Genomic DNA, 19,299 nt, shown 5'->3' on the forward strand with positions numbered 1-19,299 from the left:
ACAGTGCCGCTCCGTCGATAGGTGTGAAGACCACAAGAGATAGTCGCATTCGAGTCCGGTGGGTGCATGGAAATGTGATCTATGTGGCACTCCCGTATTGCCCCGAATTTGAACACCGTCTCTGGCCTGCTGTTTCGCAAACTGCCACGTCGTGACACCCAGGTGACTACCCTCGATCTTGGGCAGGCAGTGAAGTGGTGAAGCACAAAGGAGAGTGATGGATATGCGACGTTTAGCCGGATTCAGCGCGATAGTCCTCGCAGGTGCCCTGGTTGTGGGCTGTGGAAACGACACAGATGAGGACACCGCCGAGGACACGACCACTGTCCTCGATGTTCCAGGCGCGATGCCCGACGATCCACAGATGACAGAAACTCAGGACCCTGACGCGGACGAGGCCGAAGAAGTCGCTGCGACGGTACGCGTCGAGAACTTCGCGTTCGATCCACCGAACATCACAGTGAGCGTCGGCGACACGGTGGAATGGGTTTTCGCTGACGGGCCCGTAGACCACGACGTCACAGGTGGTGAAGGCACACCGGAAGATTTCGTGAGTCCGACGCTGTCAGAAGACACCTGGACCTACACATTCACTGAAGCAGGTGAATACGACTACATTTGCTCCATCCATCCCAACATGACCGGGTCGGTCGTCGTCGAAGAATAATCCGAAAGACGAGAGCCACCCCGGTTAGCGACCCGCGTGGGAGCACCGGGGTGGTAACCCGCGCCCGTTAGTCCGTAGACTTAGGAACCCGTGAGCCTAACCCTCGGAATTGTCGGCCTGCCCAACGTAGGTAAGTCCACCTTGTTCAACGCGCTGACGAAGAACGACGTGGTCGCCGCGAACTACCCGTTCGCCACGATTGAACCCAACGTGGGTGTTGTGGAATTGCCTGACCCCCGACTGGACAAGCTCGCTGAAATATTCGGGTCGCAGCGCATTCTCCCCGCGACAGTGTCGTTCGTCGACATCGCAGGCATTGTGAAAGGCGCGAGCGAGGGAGCAGGTCTCGGCAACAAGTTTCTCGCTAACATTCGTGAAGCCCACGCCATCTGCCAGGTAGTGCGAGTGTTCACTGACGGTGATGTCGTCCATGTGGACGGCCGGGTCGATCCGCTTTCCGACATCGAGGTCATCGAAACCGAACTAATCCTCGCTGACCTGCAGACTCTGGAAAAAGCTGTCCCGAGACTCGAGAAAGAGTCGAAGAACAACAAGGACAAGCGTCCACTAGCGGAGGCCGCGAAGGAAGCGCAGCAAGTCCTCGATGGTGGCAAGACGCTCTTCTCGCAAAAAGACAGCATGGACCTGGGCATGCTTAAAGAACTTCACCTCCTGACGACCAAGCCGTTCCTGTACGTCTTCAACGCGGATGAGGGAGTGCTCACCGACGAGGAGCGCAAGAACGAGTTACGCGCGGCGGTGGCGCCTGCGGACGCGGTCTTCCTCGACGCGAAGGTCGAATCGGATTTGCAGGAACTGGACGAGGAATCGGCACTGGAGCTGCTTGAGACGATTGGGCAGACAGAGCCTGGCCTGTACTCACTGGCCCGCGCTGGATTCCACACACTTGGGTTGCAGACGTACCTCACGGCCGGCCCCAAAGAAGCCCGTGCATGGACAATCCATAAAGGCGACACGGCACCGAAGGCTGCCGGTGTCATCCACACTGACTTCGAGCGGGGTTTCATTAAAGCTGAGGTCGTGTCCTACGAGGATCTCGTCGCCGCCGGTTCCATGGCCGCGGCGAAAGCCGCAGGCAAAGTCCGCATGGAGGGCAAGGATTACATCATGACCGACGGCGATGTCGTGGAGTTCCGGTTTAACGTATAGCGTTAATGATGGTTTGCGTTATATTCTGGCCTCGTGATCAGATCGTTCGGCAGCAAGGACACCGAGCGCATCTGGCATGAGCAGTACGTCAAGCGAGTCGACCGAACGGTGCAGCGGGCGACCTTGCAGAAGCTCGAGCTGATCCATGCGGCGAAGGATGTCGAGGACCTCCGGGTCCCGCCGGGCAACCGTCTGGAGCGTCTGGTGGGCGACCGGAGCGGGCAGCACAGTATCCGAGTCCACGCGCAATGGCGTCTCTGCTTCGTCTGGAAAGAAGGAGGTGCGGACAATGTCGAACTCGTCGACTACCACTGAGGCCGACCTGATTGAGCCGATCCATCCGGGAGAGATTTTGATGGAGGACTTCATCAAGGGCTTCGGGATCACGCAGAACAAGCTTGCTGTGTCGATCGGCGTGCCACCCCGACGGATCAACGAGATCGTGCACGGCAAGCGGGGCATCACCGCCGACACGGCGATCCGTCTGGCGCGGTACTTCGGCACGTCGGAGGAGTTCTGGATGAACCTGCAGTCGAACTACGAGCTGCGGCTCGAACGCCGGGCGCTTCGCGAGGTTCTCGAGGCGATCACTCCGCTGTCGGTCGCATGAGCGCTGTCAAGCTCACGGGTCGACTCGTCTGTGTAGACGACGCCGAGGCAGAGACCGTGCTCCGCCACCTGCCTCGGCATATGGAACTCACCCGTGCCGAGGCAGGATGTCTTCACTTCGACGTCGAGCCGACGGGTGACCCGCGTGTGTGGAGTGTTTCTGAGCGGTTCGTGGATCAGGCGGCGTTTGACGCGCATCAAGCACGCGTTCGGACGAGTGAGTGGGGTCAAGCCACTTCAGGGATCGCGCGGGAGTACGTCATCGAGACGCATCGAGACGGTGGCCAATGAGTCGGGATGGTGATGCTGAGGGGGTCGAGCGCAAGAAGTTCCTCGTGGGCGCGTAGCGGATCGACGTAGACACCTACGGGAGGCCAGCAGGTTCTGGGCTGGCTGCGTGAGCACCCCTGAGTGCCGACTTCACTGCAGCGTTCAGTTCGTTCGGCGGCCAGATCGCCCACGCTCTGCAACAGAGAAACCGAACAGGAGCAGGATTGAACGAGTTCACCGGCCTCAGCGCCTTTCCTCTCACCCCGTTTAAGGATGACGCCGTCGACGAGCGCGCGTTCGTCGGCTTGGTCGAACGGCTCGCCGAAGCGGGCGTGGACTCGATCACCGCGCTCGGCTCGACCGGGTCATACGCCTACCTCGCTCCCGATGAGCGCGCTCGCGTCGCCCGCCTCGCAGTCGAGCATGCGGGCACGACGCCGGTGTTCGTCGGGGTCGGGGCGCTGCGTACCTCCCAGGTGCTGGCCAACGTCGCCAGCGCCGAGGAGGCCGGAGCCCGCGGGCTGCTGCTCGCGCCGATGACCTATCAGCCGCTCACCGAGGACGACGTGTTCGAGTTGTTTCACGCCGTCGCGGAACGCACCGAGCTGCCGGTCATCGTCTACGACAATCCCGGGACCACGCACTTCACGTTCACCACCGACCTCTACGCGCGCATCGCGCAGCTGCCCGGCATCGCGTCGATCAAGATCCCCGGGGTGCCCGCCGATCCGACGAAGGCTCGCGAGCACGTCGCTACGATCCGCGCGGCCGTGCCGGAGCACGTCACCATCGGCGTCTCCGGTGACGCGTCCGCTGCGACCGGTCTGAACGCGGGGTGCGATGTCTGGTACTCGGTCATCGGCGGCACTCTGCCGGGTCCCGCACTGGCGATCATCCGCGCCGCGCAGCAGAGTCGGGCCGAGGACGCGGTCACGGAGTCGGAGCGGCTTGCGCCCCTGTGGTCGCTGTTCGCCGAGTTCGGCGGGAGCCTGCGCGTGGTCGCGGCTATCGCCGAGCAGTTGGGCCTCGCCCCGCGCCGGTGCCTGCCGCTGCCAATCCAGGGGCTAAGCGACGCGGAGTGGACGCGCGCCGCCGAGGTCGTCGCTGAGCTCGGCCTTGGCCAGTAGTTCTTTGCTGCGACCCTCGCGGCGCGCAGTGAGTACGCACGCGTCGAGTCGCGGGGGCAGGTGTTCATCTGGGTCGGGGCACCGAAGATCGCCGCAGGTTCTGCCGGAACGGTGACGGCCGGGGCCAAGTCCACGCGTAGTAGACGATTCCTGCTAACCATCGGGGAAGACCCTGACGATTTAGTGTGATTTGACGCGGTATCCGCGTCAAATCACACCAAATCGCACACCAGCACCACAACAGCACTCCCGAACCCGGCGCTACGCTGGTTCGCATGGCGCTATCCGAAGAGGAACGCGAGCGTTTTCTCGCTGAACCGCATGTCGCAGCAGTCGCAGTCGCACGTGGAGATGGGCAAGGGCCAATGGTCGTGCCCATCTGGTATGGGTACGAGATCGGTGGTGAGGCCTGGATTGATACGGAAGCCGAGTCCCTGAAGGCCAGGAAGATCAAAGCCGCGGGGCGTTTCTCGCTCATGGTTGACCGTGTGGAGCCGACGCCGAAATATGTTTCGGTGGAAGGGCCGGTCACTGGAGTGTCGCCAGTCAGTAGCGCGGAGCACAAGGAGATGGCTGCGCGGTACCTTTCGGGTGCTGCCCTCGAGGAGTATGTGCAGTGGTTCGAGGGTGCCCTGGGCTCGATGGTCCGGATCCGGATGCGGCCAGAGCGGTGGCTTTCCGCTGATTTGGGCGTGCCTGCATAGTCCACATTGAGTGGCCTTGATGAACTACTGGATCATGCACGTCGATCTCGACCAGTTCCTCGCTGCTGTCGAGAAGCGCAGGGACCCTCTGCTCAGAGATGTCCCGGTCATTGTCGGCGGTGAGGGAGATCCTGAGCGTCCCCGCCAAGTCGTAGCGTGCGCATCGTATGAGGCGCGGGGGTATGGCGTGCGTGCGGGGATGCCGTTGCGCACTGCGGCTAAGAAATGCCCTGACGCGGTTTTTCTCCCATCCGATACTGGGACGTACGAGGATGCGTCAGTCGAGGTGATGGGCACGATGCGTGACATGGGTTTGCCGGTGGAGGTGCTCGGCTGGGATGAGGCATTCGTCGGAGCTGAGTCTGACGATCCGCTTGCTCTGGCGCAGCAGATCCGTCAGACGATCGCGGAGCGCACCCAGCTGTCTTCGTCGATTGGCGTGGGCGACAACAAGCTTCGAGCCAAGGTGGCTACCGGTTTCGCTAAGCCTGCCGGGGTTTACCAGTTGACCGTCGACAACTGGATGGCGGTCATGGGGAACAGGTCAACGGAGTCGCTGTGGGGGATAGGGCGAAAAACGTCGCAGAAGCTTGCTGAGGCCGGCTTGGTGACGGTCGCTGAACTCGCTGCCGCCGATCGGTTCGAACTCGCGAGTCGTTTCGGTCCGACGACGGGTCCGTGGCTCGTGGCTCTGGGGCGCGGGCTCGGTGGCAGGGAGATCGTGACTCAGCCAGCACCTGCACGTTCCCATAGTCACTCGCGGACATTCCCGCAGGATCTGACTGACCGCGCGGATATCGCGGTGCGAACGGCTGAGCTTGCGCGCAGTGCGGGCGAGGCAGCGCTCGCGGAGGATCGGCGAATCATTCGTGTAGGGGTGACCGTCCGCACGTCGACGTTCTACACGAGGACCCATGCCCGTAAGCTGCCGCAGCCGACACGTGACTTGGGGGAGGTCGAGAAGGCTGCCCTAGCCGTACTCGACCTGTTTCCGCTTGACCGCCCGGTCCGGCTCCTTGGTGTGCGCGCAGAAATGGAATGAGAAAATCTCGGGGTGCGGTTCGGGGTCTTTCCTGATGCGCTCGGGTGTCCTGGATGAGTACCTTCGAAGTAGAGATTAGGGCTACAGGTTCCTGAGGCCCCGGAAGAGGGAGAAATTCATGGCACAGCTGACTCGTGCACGTGACGGCCGTTGGATTGGTGGTGTGTGCGCTGGGATTGCTCGGCACTACGGTTGGGACCCGAACATCGTGAGGCTGGTGTTCGTGCTTTCGATCTTGCTTCCAGGTCCGCAATTCATCATCTACCTCGTGTTGTGGCTCTTCATCCCATCAGAGCCGAAAGGCTTCGACCAGGGCTGGGCGGCCTAGTTCACGCTTCAACTGTGAAGTCTCTGAGAATTGCCACCTAACCCGCGATTGCCTGCACAGAGGTGCGTAACGTTGTCCGTGCGCCCCCGTGCAGGCTTTTTTCACTCCTTGGTTTATGCGACACGGGGGCGTCCAAAATCTTCTGAATCCGTTAACGCGACCGGGCCAAAATTGGCAGCGCTGTTGCGGCGCTCATCCGAAGTGAAACGGTGCATTCCCGGCTTAGCGGCGTTTCATCTGGGTTGATTTCGATCGTAGGTATGCCCTTTTCGTGCGCGATTTGTGGGAGTCCAGCCGCCGGGTACACGAGGCCGGATGTTCCGACGACGAGCAGCACGTCGCACGAGTCAACGGCCTGTACACCGGCCTCCCACGGCTTGCTTGGAAGCATCTCACCGAACCACACCACGTCGGGCCGGATCTGGCCGCCGCATCGCTGGCATCGTGGTGGGGGACGCGGAGATTCATGTGGTTCGGAGTCATCGACCTCGTCTGAATAAGCGAATGAGCACTGCGCACAGCGAAAATGGAACAAGCTGCCGTGGAGGTGGTGTACGTGAGAACTGCCAGCCCGTTCGTGAAGGTCATCAACGTTCTGGGTGACGATCGTGACGTCCGCGCTGTGCTCCCACTGCGCCAGTGCGAGGTGGCCGGCGTGCGGGGCGGTTGCCCGGACGAGATGATGCCTCCACATGTACCACGACCAGACGAAATCAGGATCGCGGTTCCACGCCTCGGGCGTTGCGAGAGCAGCGGCATCGAAACGCTCCCAAAGGCCTGTTTGAGCGTCACGGAAAGTAGGCACACCGCTTTCCGCGGACATTCCAGCGCCGCTTAGGACGGTGATGCTGTCAGCCTTTTTCACCACCTCTAGCGCGAAGTCAGGAATCGATGAGGAGGCTGCCACCGCATGTTCCTTTCATGGACGGTATTGCTGTCGCCCGTTTCGTTGCATACGTCGGAAATCGTCTTCGGTCACCGTGATCTCGCCAACTGCATACCCCAGATGACGGGCTGTCTCCGTTACCGTGGCAAGGACAGTACGACAAGTTTATGCAGCGAGTACAGCAGAAATGGAGCCGCACGGAGCATCGTGCGGCCGAGCGCGGGGGTATGGGGTGACGAGTGCTGAGGTGCCGCGCCGGTCACTCCTCGCCCGTGCGCTCCGCTGGGCACCTTTGATTCTGGTTATCGCTGTCGCGGCGCGCCTAGCCTGGACGCTGCTTGTACCCAACGCGACCAACTTCCTCGATCTTCATGTGTACGTCGACGGGGCAAGTCAGCTGCTGACTGGTGACCTCTACTCGTTCAGGTACTCGGACAACACACCTGAGTTTCCGTTGCCGTTTACGTACCCGCCCTTCGCAGCGATCGTTTTCTTCCCGTTGAGCCTGGTGCCTTTCAGTGCCCTGGCGGTCGTGTGGCAGCTCGGAATCGCTGCCGCGCTGTACGCGATCGTGCGGCTTTCACAGCGAATGCTGCTCGGCGCCGGCCCTGCCGCTGACTCCGCGCGGGTGCGCGAAGCGATGCTGTGGACGGCGGTGGGTCTATGGACGGAACCTGTACGGACCACGCTCGACTACGGTCAGATCAATGTTTACCTCGTGCTCCTGATCATGCTGGCTGCGGCGAGCCATCGCTGGTGGGTGAGCGGCGCACTCGTCGGAATCGCAGCAGGCATCAAACTCACACCTGCGATCGCTGGTTTGTATTTTCTCGCTAGGCGGCGTTACGGTGCCGCGGCGTTTTCCGGCGTGGTGTTTTTCGGCACGGTTGGCCTGAGCTGGCTGCTTATCCCCGATGAGACCAGACAGTACTTCACGTCCTATTTCGGTGATGCGGACCGGATTGGACCAGTGGCGTCAGTATGGAACCAATCGTTGTTTGGAGCCGTGCACCGTTTCGGCGTGCCCGACGAGTGGGCGCGGGTGATCTGGGCGGTGCTCGTCGTTGCCTGCTTTGTCCTTGCGTTCATGGCGTGGCGTCAGCTGACCAAGGGCGACAGGCTCGGTACGTTGCTCATCGTTCAGATACTGGGGTTGCTCCTGTCTCCAGTTTCGTGGTCGCACCATTGGGTGTGGGTTATCCCGTTGGTGATGTGGCTGGTGTATGGCCCGCTCCGGGACCTCCGCCTCGCGCGGTTGCTGGCAGTGTTCTGGACAGGTGTGACGCTGATTGGTGTGCCCTGGGTGCTGAGCTTCGCGCAACCCACGATCTGGTCGACGGTCGAGCCTTATGCGCTGGTGTGGGTCGCTCTCGTCTACGTTGTTGGAGCGCTCGCGGTTTTCGCGACGGTGCTTTTCGCGGCGCGGCGCGCTCCGAAGCCACAGCACTCCGATCGGGATAGCCTTCCGGTGTGACGCTTGTGCTTCCGTATCCCGAGCTTGGTGACGCTTTCGCCGCTGACCGCATGCCACCAGACGTTATTCATCTGGACGCGGCTGCTGCTGGCAGGGCGAGTCGTTCCGTGCTCCGGGCGATGTCTGACCACCTCGATTCTGAAGCTCGCCTCGGCGGATACATCGCTCAGGCTGAGGCGGCGGACCTTATTGAGCAGGGACGGTCAGCGGCAGCTGAGTTGCTGGGGTTCCCGCCCACCGACATACAGTTCACGGAAAGCGCGACGGGCGCGCTCGCTGGACTGCTCACACGAATGCATGTGCCCAGGGGCTCCACTGTCCTTGTCGCCCCAGGTGAGTACGGCCCGAATCTCGGCCTTTTCCGCATGTTCGGTCTGGTCGTCGACCAGTTGCCCGTCGCGGACGAGGCGGGTCATCTGGACGTTTCGGCGGTGGCCACTCTCATCGAAACGACACGCCCCGCGATGGTGCATTTGTGTTTGCACCCGTCACATCGCGGTGTCGTGCTAGACGTGGCTCCGATCGCCTCGATCTGCCGCGCGTTCGGTGTACCTCTTGTGGTTGACGCGGCGCAGGGCATTGCTCACCTGCCGACCAATTTCGATGCGGATGCGGTCTATGCGACGAGCCGCAAGTGGCTGTGTGGCCCGCGCGGTGTCGGACTCATCGCGGTACGTCAAGGCTTGCTTCCTGATGGTATGCCAGCGCTGGAGTCGCACGAGGCAAACATAGCTGGCCGCGTTGGACTCGCAGTCGCGCTTTCCGAACACCTCAGTTTGGGTCCTGAGAAAGTTCGCGAAAGGCTCGGTGCGATCGGGAAACTCACACGTCACCGCCTCGACGGCATCAGCGGATGGTCGGTGATTGAGCAGACCAATGAGCCTTCCGCGGTAACGACGCTCCAACCGCCTGCCGGATGGTCCGATAGCGACCTGTTCGGTTTTCGGGAGTCCCTCGCCGCGGGAAGTGCGGCAGAGCGCCGTATCGTCACCACCTACGCAGGGGCTGAGCGTGCCCCGCTTCAAGCCAAAAGCGCTGTTTTGCGCATCAGTCCTCATCTCGATGTGCGCGCATCCGACCTTGACTGCCTGGCTGAGGCCCTGAGGCAGACGTAAAAGGGCGGCGCAATGGCGCCGCCCTTTCAGGTTGTGCTTCACTCACCCTCGTCAGGATGAGTGAACAGGTGGAAGAGGCTGGCGGCAAGCCCGCCCCAGACGATTACGAGCGTGACGATCATCATGATGATGGCGGACGCGTTCATCGGGAACCTCCCTGTTTGATGAACTTAGTGGCGTCGGGCGCAGCAAGATCGGTTCCTTGCCGCCACGGTGTCAGCGAAAGCACAATCGCGACGACGATCAGGAGGCCTTGAACAGCCCAGCCGAGTCCGAGGACGAAGCTTGCCGGGTAGCCTTCGTAACCATCTTGCACCAGCGTGATCATCTCGCTGACCAGCATGTATGCGAGTACTACCGGTGTCGCGACGCCGATGCAGATGCGCCAGACGATTCCTAGGCGGAACGAAGATACCGCGTTGAGGTGTTCAACGAATGCCGGTCCCTGCCGCAGGAACCAGATCACACTGACGATCGCTACGAGTGCCACGCCGACAATGCCGAGATTGTTGACGAACTTATCGACTACGTCCAGCACACCGACGCCCGTGGTGGTGGGGAACAGTGCCATCGAGATGACGGTCATCGAACCTCCGACGATCGCGACAGCGGCAAGCCGGCTCATGCCGAGTTTGTCTTCCACAGCGGCAATCACAACCTGGACGATCGAGATCAACGACGTGAAGCCTGCGAATACAAGACACGTGAAGAACACGGCACCGAAAATCGAGCCTCCGGGCATCGCGGAGATGATCTGGGGGAATGCGATGAACGCGAGGCCTATACCCCCTCCGACCACCTCGTCGATTGGAACGGCGGCAGCAGCGGCCATGTAGCCGAGAGCGGCGAAGACGCCGATACCAGCCAGGATTTCGAAGCTGCTGTTGGAGAAGGCGACGACCAGACCCGAACTGGTCATGTTGGTCTTCAGTCTCAGGTAGGACGCGTAGGTGATCATGATGCCGAACGCGATCGACAGTGAGAAGAAAATCTGACCGTATGCCGCGATCCACACGGTCGGATTCGTCAGGATGGACCAATCCGGCTGGAAGAACGCGTTGAGTCCCTCAACAGCGCCATCAAGGAAGAGGGCGCGGACGACGAGGGCGAGGAACAGGACAACCAGCAACGGAACGAAGATCCGTGCTGACGATCCGATGCCACGCTGTACACCGAATGCAAGAACTACCAGCGTCGCGATCCAAATGAGCAGCAGAGTGATTGCGACTCCGGGCACGAGGTCGAATCCGACTCGTGCGCTGTCTTCCTGTTGCAGGAAGGTGCCGAACAAGAAGCCTTCAGGGTCATCACCCCAGGCTTCGCCGATCGAGAAGATTGCATACCGGGCGGCCCACGCAATGATCACGGCGTAGTAGACCGCGATGACAAAGCAGATCCCGACTTGCCACCAGCCAAGTCCCTCGGCCCACCGGCTGATCCGGCGGAAGGCAAGTGGCGGTGAGGCCCGGAATTTGTGGCCGATCGCGTAGTCGAAGAACAGCAAGGGAATGCCAGCTGTCAGCAGTGCGACCAGGTAAGGAATGATAAATGCGCCACCACCATTGGTGTAGGCGACGTAGGGAAAACGCCAGATGTTTCCGAGTCCTACCGCTGAACCGATTGCGGCGAGGATGAAGACAGACCGTGCGCTCCACACTTCACGCTGTGCGTCCATGTCGGCTCTTTCCGTACTGCCCGTTAAGTGGACAATGTCATATCAATTACCGTAATGGACGGACGCTTCGAGCTATACCCGAAAGCAGCGAATTGTTAGCTGCTAGTAGCAATCTCCTGGTGGACCGAGTTCGAACGGCACTGAACCGATCTTGCTGCCGCATGGTGTGGAATTGCGGCCGGAGAACGGGCATGATTGTGGTATGGATCACGTGACGAGCACCAACGATATCCTCAAGGCCATCCGGGAGTTGCACGTCCGCGAGACTGAGGCCCGGAAAGAAGGCCGCGAGGCCGAAGCTGACGAGATCGCGGGCCGCATCCGCGACTATCAGCAGGAACTCGCTGACCGCCCATAGCGCGGATCGGGAGGAAGCCGCCGGCCAAACCGGTGGCTAGTCCGCTGTGGCAAATGTGAGGTCCCTGTGAGGCGCTTGGCGCACCCACAGGGACCATCAGGGCAGCGGTTGTTCCGCGAGTTTATTGGGTTGCGCTACTCAACTGTCAGCAAGCCGACTGTTGGGGCAAATCCGCACGTCGTGTGCCCGTTGGGCCCGGCGTGGGTCATGCTCCCATGGACCGTCGCGATGACGCGCCCGCTACCGGTGCGCTCGATCGCGGTGAGAGTCGCCGGCCCGTCTGGGTTAATTCCGGCCGAGCGGTCGAGTTGGGCGGACCCTGCCCGGTTGGTGTCGAGGTTGAGCCACGAAACTGTCAGCGGGTCATGCGGCTTGTGGTCGGTGGCCCCACCGGTGCCCAGCGCCGTGAAGACGAAGGCTGCCTCCCGGCGCTTCGGGCCGGGGAGCGGTAGCGCTTGGGGGCCGGATACTGCGAGCGCCGTCGCGATCGAATGCTGGCCAGCGCCAAGGCAGTCAAATCCCATAGTGGGGTAAAGGAACTGGGAAATAGGAGGCCCGTCCGTTGGGATTGCGGGGCCTCCTGGTGAGCCGGGTTCAGGTGCGCTGATGAACGACACAATCCGCTCTGCGCCTAGGGCCATTTCTTTCGGTACGCCAGGCTGAGAGAGAAGACCGCCGAGAGTGTCGAGGAGTTCGTCGCGAGCTTCCACTCCAGATTTGGGGCCTTGTACAGCCGACCCGATGATGGCGGGCAGAATCTCTAGAAAATTGAGATCAGGCGGAACGGGCGGCGGATTCTGTGCCGTAACCGATCCCGGCATAGCCAGAACTGCGGCAACGGAGATGGTCAGCGCCGCCACTGCATTACGCACTTTGCGGGTTCGAAGCACTGTGGTTCCGTCCTCCAAGTCGGGATCGTCCCGCTGAATCTCCGTGATTGATCTAATTACCCACGGATTTGGGTCCAGCGGTCCATTTCGTGCTTCATGTTCACAGCTGTTGTGCGCTAGAGGAGTGGGGTTATCCGGAGCGTTATTAAGTCTTGGCTGTAGGGGTGCCGAATCATTTCTGATTCGCAACCTCAGCAGCCACATATGTGACTTGCAGCACTTCTGTATCAGCCGTGCTTGGCTGCGAGATCGTTGATGGCGCGCGCCAAATTGAGATCGAGTTGGGTAATCCCGCCTTCGGAGTGCGTGCTGCACATGAAAGTGACTTTGCGCCATCTGATGTCAATGTCTGGATGATGATTTCTTTCCTCCGCCACTTCCGCAACCGCGCTGACCAACGCGATGGCGCCGGGAAAGGTAGGAAGGGCAATGGTCCTGCTGATAGCTGTGCCGGAGCGACTCCACCCGTCCAGAGATTCCAGGGCAGTGTCAACGTCCTTGTCTTCGAGTACTTGTGCCATGGTGTGACATTCTCTCAGCCAACTGGGGGTGCGTGTTGGTGATGGACAATATCCGGCCGATCCATTCCTGCAGGGTTGCTAACTGTTGCGGGTCGAGTGGTCGTTAGTGGTCTTTAACGCGCTTGAGCGATCAAACTTGTCAGTGGTGTGCGGTACAACCGGACACATGAACTTAGCGTCGTGGGCACAGCGCAACGGGGTTGCGCGTGTGACCGCGTATCGCTGGTTTCGCTCTGGCTCGCTCCCGGTCCCGGCCCGCGGGGTCGGCGGCCTGATCCTGGTCGGCGATCCCACCACCAACACGCAATCGCATGGCCGGACAGCGGTGTATGCGGGGGTGTCGTCAGCGGATCAGAAGGCCGGCCTCGATATTCAGGTCGCACGAGTGACAGCGTGGGCCGCGAGTGAGCGGATCGGCGTCGGCAAGGTCGTCACTGAGGTCGGATCAGCGCTGAACGGGCACCGTCGAAAGTTCCTCGCCTTGCTGCGAGACCCGATTGTCACACGGATCGTGGTCGAACACGGTGACCGGTTCTGCCGGTTCGGATCGGAGTACGTCCAGGCCGCGCTCGCAGCGAACGGCCGCGCGCTGGTCGTGGTCGATTCGTGCGAGGTGGACGACGACCGTGTGCGGGATATGACCGAAATTCTGGCGTCGATGTGTGCGCGGTTGTATGGCACACGCGCTGCCGCTCACCGCGCCAAGCGAGCGGTAGCGGCGACTGCTGACGACATTTCCCGCCGGGTGGCGTGATGGCGGAGAAGTTCGAGGTTCCTGGCGGGTGGGTGTTGCAGGCGTACCAGTACGCGCTCGACCCGACCGATGCGCAGGCCGTTGCGTTGGAGTCGCACGCGGGTGGGGCCAGGTTTGCGTGGAACACGATGCTGCGAGCAGTGAAAGCGAACCTGTCCCAGCGCGAGGCGGAGAAGTCGTACGGGATCACCGACGCTGATCTGACCCCGAGCATGGTCTGGTCGTTCCAATCGCTGCGCAACGACTTCAACAAACGCAAACACCAGGTAGCGGTCCGCGAGGACGGCACACCGTGGTGGGCAGAGAACTCGAAAGAGGCGTACGCCAACGCATGCAAGAACCTCGCGGAGGCGTTGAAGAACTGGAGCGACTCACGCAAAGGCACCCGTAAAGGCCCGAGAGCTGGGTTCCCGTCCTTCAAGTCGAAGCGTTCGGCCAGGGCTTTCGCGTTCACCACCGGCACGATCCGGGTCGAACCGGACCGGCATCACGTAACACTGCCGAGGCTCGGCACGCTGCGGGTGCACGAGTCGGCCCGTAAACTCGCCCGCCGCCTCGAACACCGCACAGCCCGGATCTTGAAAGCGACGGTTCGGTTCGAACGTGGCAGGTGGCTGGTGAGTTTCACCTGTGTGGTTGAGCGTGCCGCCAGCCGTCCGGAGCACGTCAAACGCCTGGCACCGGTGGTCGGGGTCGATGTTGGTGTGAAAGACCTGATCGTCGCGGCCACCCCCGACGGGCGGGAGGTTCTACGTGTGCAGGCTCCGAAAGAGTTCACACACGCGTCCCGGAAACTGCGGGCGCTGCAACGTAAAGCAGCGCGCCAGCAAGGCCCGTGGGACGCGGTAACCGAAACCAGGCGGGAGCCGTCGAACGCCTGGCAACGCACACAGCAGGCGATCGCGGACCAGCATGTGCGGGTGGCGAACCTGCGCCGGGACCGCCTCCACAAACTGACCACGCTGCTGGCGCAGTCGTTCGACGTGATCGGCACCGAGACGCTCGCGGTGAAGAACATGATGGCCGCCGGTGGTGCCCGCAAGAAAGGCTTGAATCGTTCGATCGCTGACGCGGGTCTGGGTGAGTTCTCCCGCCAGCTCGACTACAAAACCACCTGGTACAGCTCGGCACTAGTCAAGGCGGACCGGTGGTATCCCAGCTCGAAGACGTGTTCTGGTTGCGGTTCAGTGAAAGCCAAACTGAGCTTGTCAGACCGCTTGCACGTCTGCGACAACGAAGACTGCGGGTTGAACATCACCGGTATCGACCGGGACCTCAACGCCGCTATCAACCTCGCGCGCTATGCGCGGGCGGAGCAGAGTGCCTGCTTCGATAATGGTGGAGCCGACCGTAAGACGACCGCTCCGGCGGCGCTGGTGGCTATGAAACCTGAATCCAGCGATGGAAGCGCCTCACCCAAAACTGAGGCTGCATAGCGATGATCACCAAAGATCACTCAAATGCAACGGAAGCTAGAGTCCGAGCTATGGAGAAAGCAATGACATCGTCTCGGTGCATCCGGGCGAGACGCAGATCGAACATCCTGGCACTGTTTGTGCTGGTGCCTGCGCTCTCTGGGTGTACGGTCCTCGGCGGCGGCGAGGATGAGCAAGGGGCCGACACCGTCGTCCTGCTCACTCACGACTCCTTTTCCCTCCCTGCTGAGTTGCTCGAGCAGTTCCGGGAGGACTCGGGTATCCGGATTGATCACCGCGCGCAAGGGGACGCCGGTGAACTTGTGACGAGTCTGGTGCTGACCCAGGACAATCCACTTGGGGACGTCGTGTTTGGCGTCGACAACACCTTCGCCTCACGGGCTGTGGACGCCGGTGTTTTCGCCGACTACGAACCGTCGATCAGCGTGCCCGACGACCTGCGCTACCCCAATTCTCGCGCACTCACGCCAATCGATTATGGCGACGTCTGCCTGAACATCGACACTCGCTACTTCGCTGAACGGGGTATCGCAGAGCCCAAGACCCTTGATGACCTGCTGTCTGCTGAATACGAGAATATGACTGTCGTGCAAAATCCCGCGACATCCTCGCCGGGACTTGCTTTCCTTCTCGCGACCATCGAGGAGTACGGCGAGGATGGGTGGCAGGATTACTGGACCAGCCTGCGCGACAACGGCGTCAGTGTCGCGGACGGCTGGACGCAGGCTTACTACGTGGACTTCTCTGGCTCCGAAGGGGCAGGTCCCCGGCCGATTGTCGTTTCCTATGCCTCATCTCCGCCCGCAGAAGCCGGACCAGATGGGGCCGCACCAACGACCAGTGCACTGGCAGAAACGTGCTTCCGGCAGGTCGAATATGCGGGGGTGCTTGAGGGCGCGAGCAACCCGGACGGTGCAGAACAAGTGATCGAGTTCCTGCTTAGCGCTGACGTGCAGAGCGCGTTTCCAGAGAACATGTACGTCTTTCCGGCGGTGGAGGGCACCCCGTTGCCGGAAGCGTTCGACCTATACGCGCCGAAACCCGATGCGCCCATAACGATGGACCCAGCAAAGATCGGAGCCAACCGGGACGCATGGATCACGCAGTGGCGTGACATTGTGCTGGGATGACTGCAAGCACGAAGGAGCAGCGACGGCGCCGTGCCGTGCCGCCGGCGCTGCTCATCGGTGCGGGGCCGGTCATATTTCTTACCGTCTTCTTCGCCTGGCCGGTTTCTGCGATCGTGTACCGCGGTCTCGTCGACGAAAGCGGGCAATTTGACCCGTTCGGTACGGCGCGACTGCTGGGCCGCGCGACGGTCTGGGATATCGCCGCATTCACCATCGGTCAGGCTGCCGCGTCGACGGTGCTGACGCTCGCTGCTGGTCTGCCAGTCGCCTGGCTGCTCGCCCGGGTAGCCATCCCAGGGCGCACGCTCCTGCGTGTGGTGGTGACGGTGCCTTTCGTTTTGCCTACGGTCGTGGTTGGTATCGCGTTCCGGGCACTTTTCTCTGACGGCGGCCTCCTCGGTTTCACTGGTCTGGATGGCACGGTGTGGGCGATCTTGCTTGCCCATGCGTTCTTCAACGTTGCAGTCGTCGCCCGCACTGTTGGTTCGGTGTGGGCTCATCTGGATCCCCGTACAGAGCAGGCAGCACGCAGTCTCGGGGCATCGCCCGCTCGCGCGTTCTGCACGGTCACCGTCCCCGCCCTTGCCCCAGCGATAGTGTCTGCGGCTGCGGTTGTGTTCCTCTTCTGCGCCACCAGTTTCGGTGTCGTTCTTGTGCTCGGAGGAACGCGGTACCGCACGTTGGAGACAGAAATCTACTTGCAAACGGTTCAAGTATTTGACTTACGCATGGCGGCGGTGCTCTCACTGCTGCAGATGCTGGCGATTGCGGGTGCGATCGCGGTCGCGACGCTCGCGCGGCGCGGCCGGGAGCGCGCGCTGTCGCTGCGCCCAATGGATTCGACGGCGCGCGCACCTCGAGGGCGTCAGTGGATCGGCGTGGGTGCGGTCCTCGCTCTGGTCGCGGGTCTCCTCATTGTTCCCCCCTGTGCGCTGCTCGTGCGGTCACTGCGCCCGCGCGGAGAATGGAGCCTCGAGGGCTACCGGTTGCTTGCCCAGACCAGAGGCGGCGTGAGTGGCGTGGATGCAACACTGCTGTCGCTGCGCACGGCGACGGACGCGGCGATTCTCTCCCTCGTCGTGGGAGTGCTGGCTGCGATTGCGATCGCGCAAGCACGCGGACGTTTCGCGTGGATTGCGGATGGCGCAATCCTCATTCCCCTCGGCATCAGCGCTGTCACAGTGGGGTTTGGTTTCCTGATCACACTGGGGCAACTCCCCGGGGACCTGCGAAGCTCGGCCATCCTCATTCCGATCGCACAGGCTCTCGTGGCGATTCCCCTGGTAGTGCGTATTGTGCTGCCCGCAATGCGGGCGGTGAACGTCCGCCTGAGGGAGGGTGCGGCGGTGCTAGGCGCATCCCCGGTACGAGTGTGGTTCACCATCGATCTTCCTCTCGTCGCGCGCTCCATCGCGGCAGCGGCCGGTTTCGCGTTTGTTGTCACTGTCGGGGAATTCGGGGCAACATCGTTCTTAGCGCGCGCTGGTGATCCCACGCTCCCGGTTCTCATTGGGCGGCTGATTGCCCGCCCCGGAGCCGAGAACGCGTCGGTCGCACTAGCAGGCGCAGTGTTGTTGGTGGCCGTGACGGCCACCGTCGTCACGATCATCGAGATCGTCCGGATTCGCGATGTGGGGGAGTTTTAGATGCTGGTTCTTGACTCAGTGACGGTTCGCTACGGCGACGTCGCCGCTGTCGAGGACGTGAGCCTGACGTTCCCGGCGCAGCCATCGATCATGGCGCTGCTCGGTCCCTCAGGGTCGGGAAAGTCGACGATTCTGCGCGCCATCGCAGGGCTCGAGCCGCTGGCAAATGGACGAATTGAATTCGATGGCGCCGATCTCTCAGGACTGCCAGTCCACCGCCGGAATATCGGCCTGGTGTTCCAGGACGGGCAACTGTTCCCGCACCGCACCGTCGCGGGCAATATCGAATACGGTCTGGCGATCCGCCGCCCCGGACAGAACGCGGCGATGCCGCGAGATGCTCGGCGGCGGAGGGTGCACGAGCTGCTGGAAATGGTGGGTCTTGAAGGCTACGGGGGGAGAAGAGTCGATCAGCTCTCCGGCGGTGAAGCGCAGCGTGTCGCGCTGGCTCGCGCGCTTGCTCCGAGGCCGCGGCTTCTGCTCCTCGATGAGCCGTTGTCAGCGCTCGACAAGGGCCTGCGAGACCGTCTCGCCGCAGATATCCGGCGCGTGGTTGCGGAATCGTCGACTCCCGCTCTGGTGGTGACTCACGATCAAGCGGAAGCCGCTTTCCTCGCCGACCAGATTGCGGTGATCATCGGTGGAAACATCCGGCAGATCGCGCAGCCGCGTTCACTGTGGAGCGCTCCAGCGGACCGCGATGTAGCGGCTTTCCTCGGATACACGAGCCTCATTCCAGCGGATGTGGAGCATGGCGTCGCACGCTGTGCGCTTGGTGCGGTCGGTGTCGACGCCGCGGATGGGCCTGCGCAGCTTGCGCTCGGGAGCGATTTCGCTCGTCCTCGCCCGGCACGGCCCGATCAGCGCCACGGTGAGTTCCGTGGTTGTCCTTCCCGATGGGCTGCGACTGCGTGTCGTGATCGAGGGGCAGGGCGAGTTCTCTGCGAAGGGGACGTTGCATGATTCCGTTACGGCCGGAGAGTCGGTCAGGCTCGGTCTGGATGGCCGTCGTGCCGGTGTCATATCCGACGTCCGTGCAGGCAGCCATGTCTGATGAACGGTTCGCCGGACACGAAGGTGAGGATCACGCCCAGGAGGTCGCGGCGGCGGCCATCATCTCGGCGGGATCAATCCTGCTGGCACAACGTACCTACCCGGAGGAACTCGCCGGTCTGTGGGAGCTTCCCGGAGGCAAAGTCCATGATGGGGAGCTGCCAGCTGAAGCGCTGAGACGGGAACTGGAGGAGGAACTTGGAGTAACCACCGCGATCGGCCCGCGCATCGGTGTGGACGTCGACCTCGCGGGAGCGGGCTCAGACAGCGAAAGGTACGTGTTGCGCGCATACCTGGTTCAGCTGATCGCGGGTGAGCCGCAACCTCTAGAGCATGCCGAGATCCGGTGGTTCACCGTAGCGGAACTGCGTGACGCTGATCTCGTGCCGAACGATCGGGTCTGGGTCGATGATCTGGTCAGATCGATGAGGGAGCATGTGTGAG

Annotated in this window: 23 protein-coding genes; 18 read left to right on the forward strand and 5 right to left on the reverse strand. The window is 62.0% G+C overall.

The annotated features are described in order from the left end of the window. The first annotated feature begins 223 nt into the window (after positions 1–223). The 9 genes from FHU29_RS02420 to FHU29_RS02460 all read left to right on the forward strand — a co-directional run bounded on the left by FHU29_RS02420 (position 224) and on the right by FHU29_RS02460 (position 5,917). On the forward strand, positions 224–667 hold the full coding sequence (locus FHU29_RS02420; RefSeq protein ID WP_183377453.1) for a cupredoxin domain-containing protein: 444 nt from the start codon (positions 224–226) through the stop codon (positions 665–667). Between the two features lie 90 nt (positions 668–757). After that, complete coding sequence (gene ychF, locus FHU29_RS02425; protein ID WP_064439709.1) at positions 758–1,837, forward strand: redox-regulated ATPase YchF; 1,080 nt, start codon at positions 758–760, stop codon at positions 1,835–1,837. 33 nt (positions 1,838–1,870) lie between these two features. After that, entirely contained in the window at positions 1,871–2,152 is a 282-nt protein-coding gene (locus FHU29_RS02430; RefSeq protein WP_064439710.1) for a type II toxin-antitoxin system RelE/ParE family toxin, read from the forward strand. Continuing rightward, positions 2,127–2,447: a HigA family addiction module antitoxin gene (locus tag FHU29_RS02435; RefSeq protein ID WP_064439711.1), complete on the forward strand. Its 321-nt coding sequence runs from the start codon at positions 2,127–2,129 to the stop codon at positions 2,445–2,447. Before FHU29_RS02430 ends, FHU29_RS02435 begins: the two co-directional genes overlap by 26 nt. After that, on the forward strand, positions 2,444–2,737 hold the full coding sequence (locus FHU29_RS02440; RefSeq protein WP_064439712.1) for a putative quinol monooxygenase: 294 nt from the start codon (positions 2,444–2,446) through the stop codon (positions 2,735–2,737). The genes FHU29_RS02435 and FHU29_RS02440 overlap by 4 nt, the downstream gene beginning before the upstream one ends. Before the next feature lie 203 nt (positions 2,738–2,940). Beyond that, positions 2,941–3,843: a dihydrodipicolinate synthase family protein gene (locus tag FHU29_RS02445; protein ID WP_064439713.1), complete on the forward strand. Its 903-nt coding sequence runs from the start codon at positions 2,941–2,943 to the stop codon at positions 3,841–3,843. A gap of 275 nt (positions 3,844–4,118) precedes the next feature. Continuing rightward, positions 4,119–4,547, forward strand: coding sequence for a pyridoxamine 5'-phosphate oxidase family protein (locus FHU29_RS02450; RefSeq protein ID WP_064439714.1), 429 nt, complete (start codon positions 4,119–4,121; stop codon positions 4,545–4,547). Between the two features lie 19 nt (positions 4,548–4,566). Then, positions 4,567–5,589, forward strand: a complete 1,023-nt coding sequence (locus FHU29_RS02455; protein ID WP_064439715.1) for a DNA polymerase IV — start codon at positions 4,567–4,569, stop codon at positions 5,587–5,589. Positions 5,590–5,707: 118 nt separating this feature from the next. Then, positions 5,708–5,917: a PspC domain-containing protein gene (locus FHU29_RS02460; protein WP_064439716.1), complete on the forward strand. Its 210-nt coding sequence runs from the start codon at positions 5,708–5,710 to the stop codon at positions 5,915–5,917. 151 nt (positions 5,918–6,068) lie between these two features. Here the strand turns inward: FHU29_RS02460 and FHU29_RS02465 are convergent, their stop codons facing one another. Then, positions 6,069–6,824, reverse strand: coding sequence for an SIR2 family NAD-dependent protein deacylase (locus tag FHU29_RS02465; protein ID WP_064439717.1), 756 nt, complete (start codon positions 6,822–6,824; stop codon positions 6,069–6,071). Between the two features lie 166 nt (positions 6,825–6,990). Between FHU29_RS02465 and FHU29_RS02470 the strand changes: the two genes are divergently transcribed. Both FHU29_RS02470 and FHU29_RS02475 read left to right on the forward strand, forming a co-directional pair. After that, positions 6,991–8,277 (forward strand): mannosyltransferase, encoded by a 1,287-nt coding sequence (locus FHU29_RS02470; protein ID WP_221194667.1) that lies wholly within the window; start codon positions 6,991–6,993, stop codon positions 8,275–8,277. Further along, positions 8,274–9,392: an aminotransferase class V-fold PLP-dependent enzyme gene (locus tag FHU29_RS02475; RefSeq protein ID WP_083962229.1), complete on the forward strand. Its 1,119-nt coding sequence runs from the start codon at positions 8,274–8,276 to the stop codon at positions 9,390–9,392. Before FHU29_RS02470 ends, FHU29_RS02475 begins: the two co-directional genes overlap by 4 nt. Positions 9,393–9,430: 38 nt before the next feature. Here the strand turns inward: FHU29_RS02475 and FHU29_RS02480 are convergent, their stop codons facing one another. Next, entirely contained in the window at positions 9,431–9,538 is a 108-nt protein-coding gene (locus tag FHU29_RS02480) for a methionine/alanine import family NSS transporter small subunit (RefSeq protein ID WP_074390805.1), read from the reverse strand. Continuing rightward, positions 9,535–11,067 carry a sodium-dependent transporter gene (locus FHU29_RS02485; protein WP_064439718.1) on the reverse strand — a complete coding sequence of 511 codons (1,533 nt, stop codon included), beginning with the start codon at positions 11,065–11,067 and terminating at the stop codon, positions 9,535–9,537. The genes FHU29_RS02480 and FHU29_RS02485 overlap by 4 nt, the downstream gene beginning before the upstream one ends. Positions 11,068–11,269: 202 nt before the next feature. On the opposite strand from FHU29_RS02485, the gene FHU29_RS02490 reads away from it, so the two are divergent. Continuing rightward, the gene (locus FHU29_RS02490; protein WP_183377454.1) at positions 11,270–11,425 is read left to right on the forward strand and encodes a hypothetical protein; all 156 of its coding nucleotides are present in this window, start codon (positions 11,270–11,272) and stop codon (positions 11,423–11,425) included. 134 nt (positions 11,426–11,559) lie between these two features. On the opposite strand, the gene FHU29_RS02495 is transcribed toward FHU29_RS02490, so the two are convergent. Both FHU29_RS02495 and FHU29_RS02500 read right to left on the reverse strand, forming a co-directional pair. Next, positions 11,560–12,315 (reverse strand): Rv1157c family protein, encoded by a 756-nt coding sequence (locus FHU29_RS02495; RefSeq protein WP_064439719.1) that lies wholly within the window; start codon positions 12,313–12,315, stop codon positions 11,560–11,562. Between the two features lie 227 nt (positions 12,316–12,542). Further along, positions 12,543–12,836, reverse strand: a complete 294-nt coding sequence (locus FHU29_RS02500; RefSeq protein ID WP_064439720.1) for a 4a-hydroxytetrahydrobiopterin dehydratase — start codon at positions 12,834–12,836, stop codon at positions 12,543–12,545. Positions 12,837–13,002: 166 nt separating this feature from the next. On the opposite strand from FHU29_RS02500, the gene FHU29_RS02505 reads away from it, so the two are divergent. The 6 genes from FHU29_RS02505 to FHU29_RS02530 all read left to right on the forward strand — a co-directional run bounded on the left by FHU29_RS02505 (position 13,003) and on the right by FHU29_RS02530 (position 19,298). Beyond that, complete coding sequence (locus tag FHU29_RS02505; RefSeq protein ID WP_064439721.1) at positions 13,003–13,590, forward strand: IS607 family transposase; 588 nt, start codon at positions 13,003–13,005, stop codon at positions 13,588–13,590. Then, positions 13,590–15,026, forward strand: coding sequence for an IS607 family element RNA-guided endonuclease TnpB (tnpB, locus tag FHU29_RS02510; RefSeq protein WP_064439722.1), 1,437 nt, complete (start codon positions 13,590–13,592; stop codon positions 15,024–15,026). The genes FHU29_RS02505 and tnpB overlap by 1 nt, the downstream gene beginning before the upstream one ends. Positions 15,027–15,088: 62 nt before the next feature. Then, positions 15,089–16,156, forward strand: a complete 1,068-nt coding sequence (locus FHU29_RS02515) for a thiamine ABC transporter substrate-binding protein (protein WP_064439723.1) — start codon at positions 15,089–15,091, stop codon at positions 16,154–16,156. Further along, positions 16,153–17,802: an ABC transporter permease gene (locus FHU29_RS02520; protein ID WP_083962231.1), complete on the forward strand. Its 1,650-nt coding sequence runs from the start codon at positions 16,153–16,155 to the stop codon at positions 17,800–17,802. The genes FHU29_RS02515 and FHU29_RS02520 overlap by 4 nt, the downstream gene beginning before the upstream one ends. After that, a complete protein-coding gene (locus tag FHU29_RS02525) occupies positions 17,803–18,765 on the forward strand; it encodes an ABC transporter ATP-binding protein (protein WP_064439724.1) in 963 nt (320 codons plus the stop codon). 83 nt (positions 18,766–18,848) lie between these two features. Further along, positions 18,849–19,298 carry an NUDIX domain-containing protein gene (locus tag FHU29_RS02530; RefSeq protein WP_064439842.1) on the forward strand — a complete coding sequence of 150 codons (450 nt, stop codon included), beginning with the start codon at positions 18,849–18,851 and terminating at the stop codon, positions 19,296–19,298. Position 19,299 lies beyond the last annotated feature (1 nt).

The organism is Hoyosella altamirensis, from assembly GCF_014191505.1.
GTDB lineage: Bacteria > Actinomycetota > Actinomycetes > Mycobacteriales > Mycobacteriaceae > Hoyosella > Hoyosella altamirensis.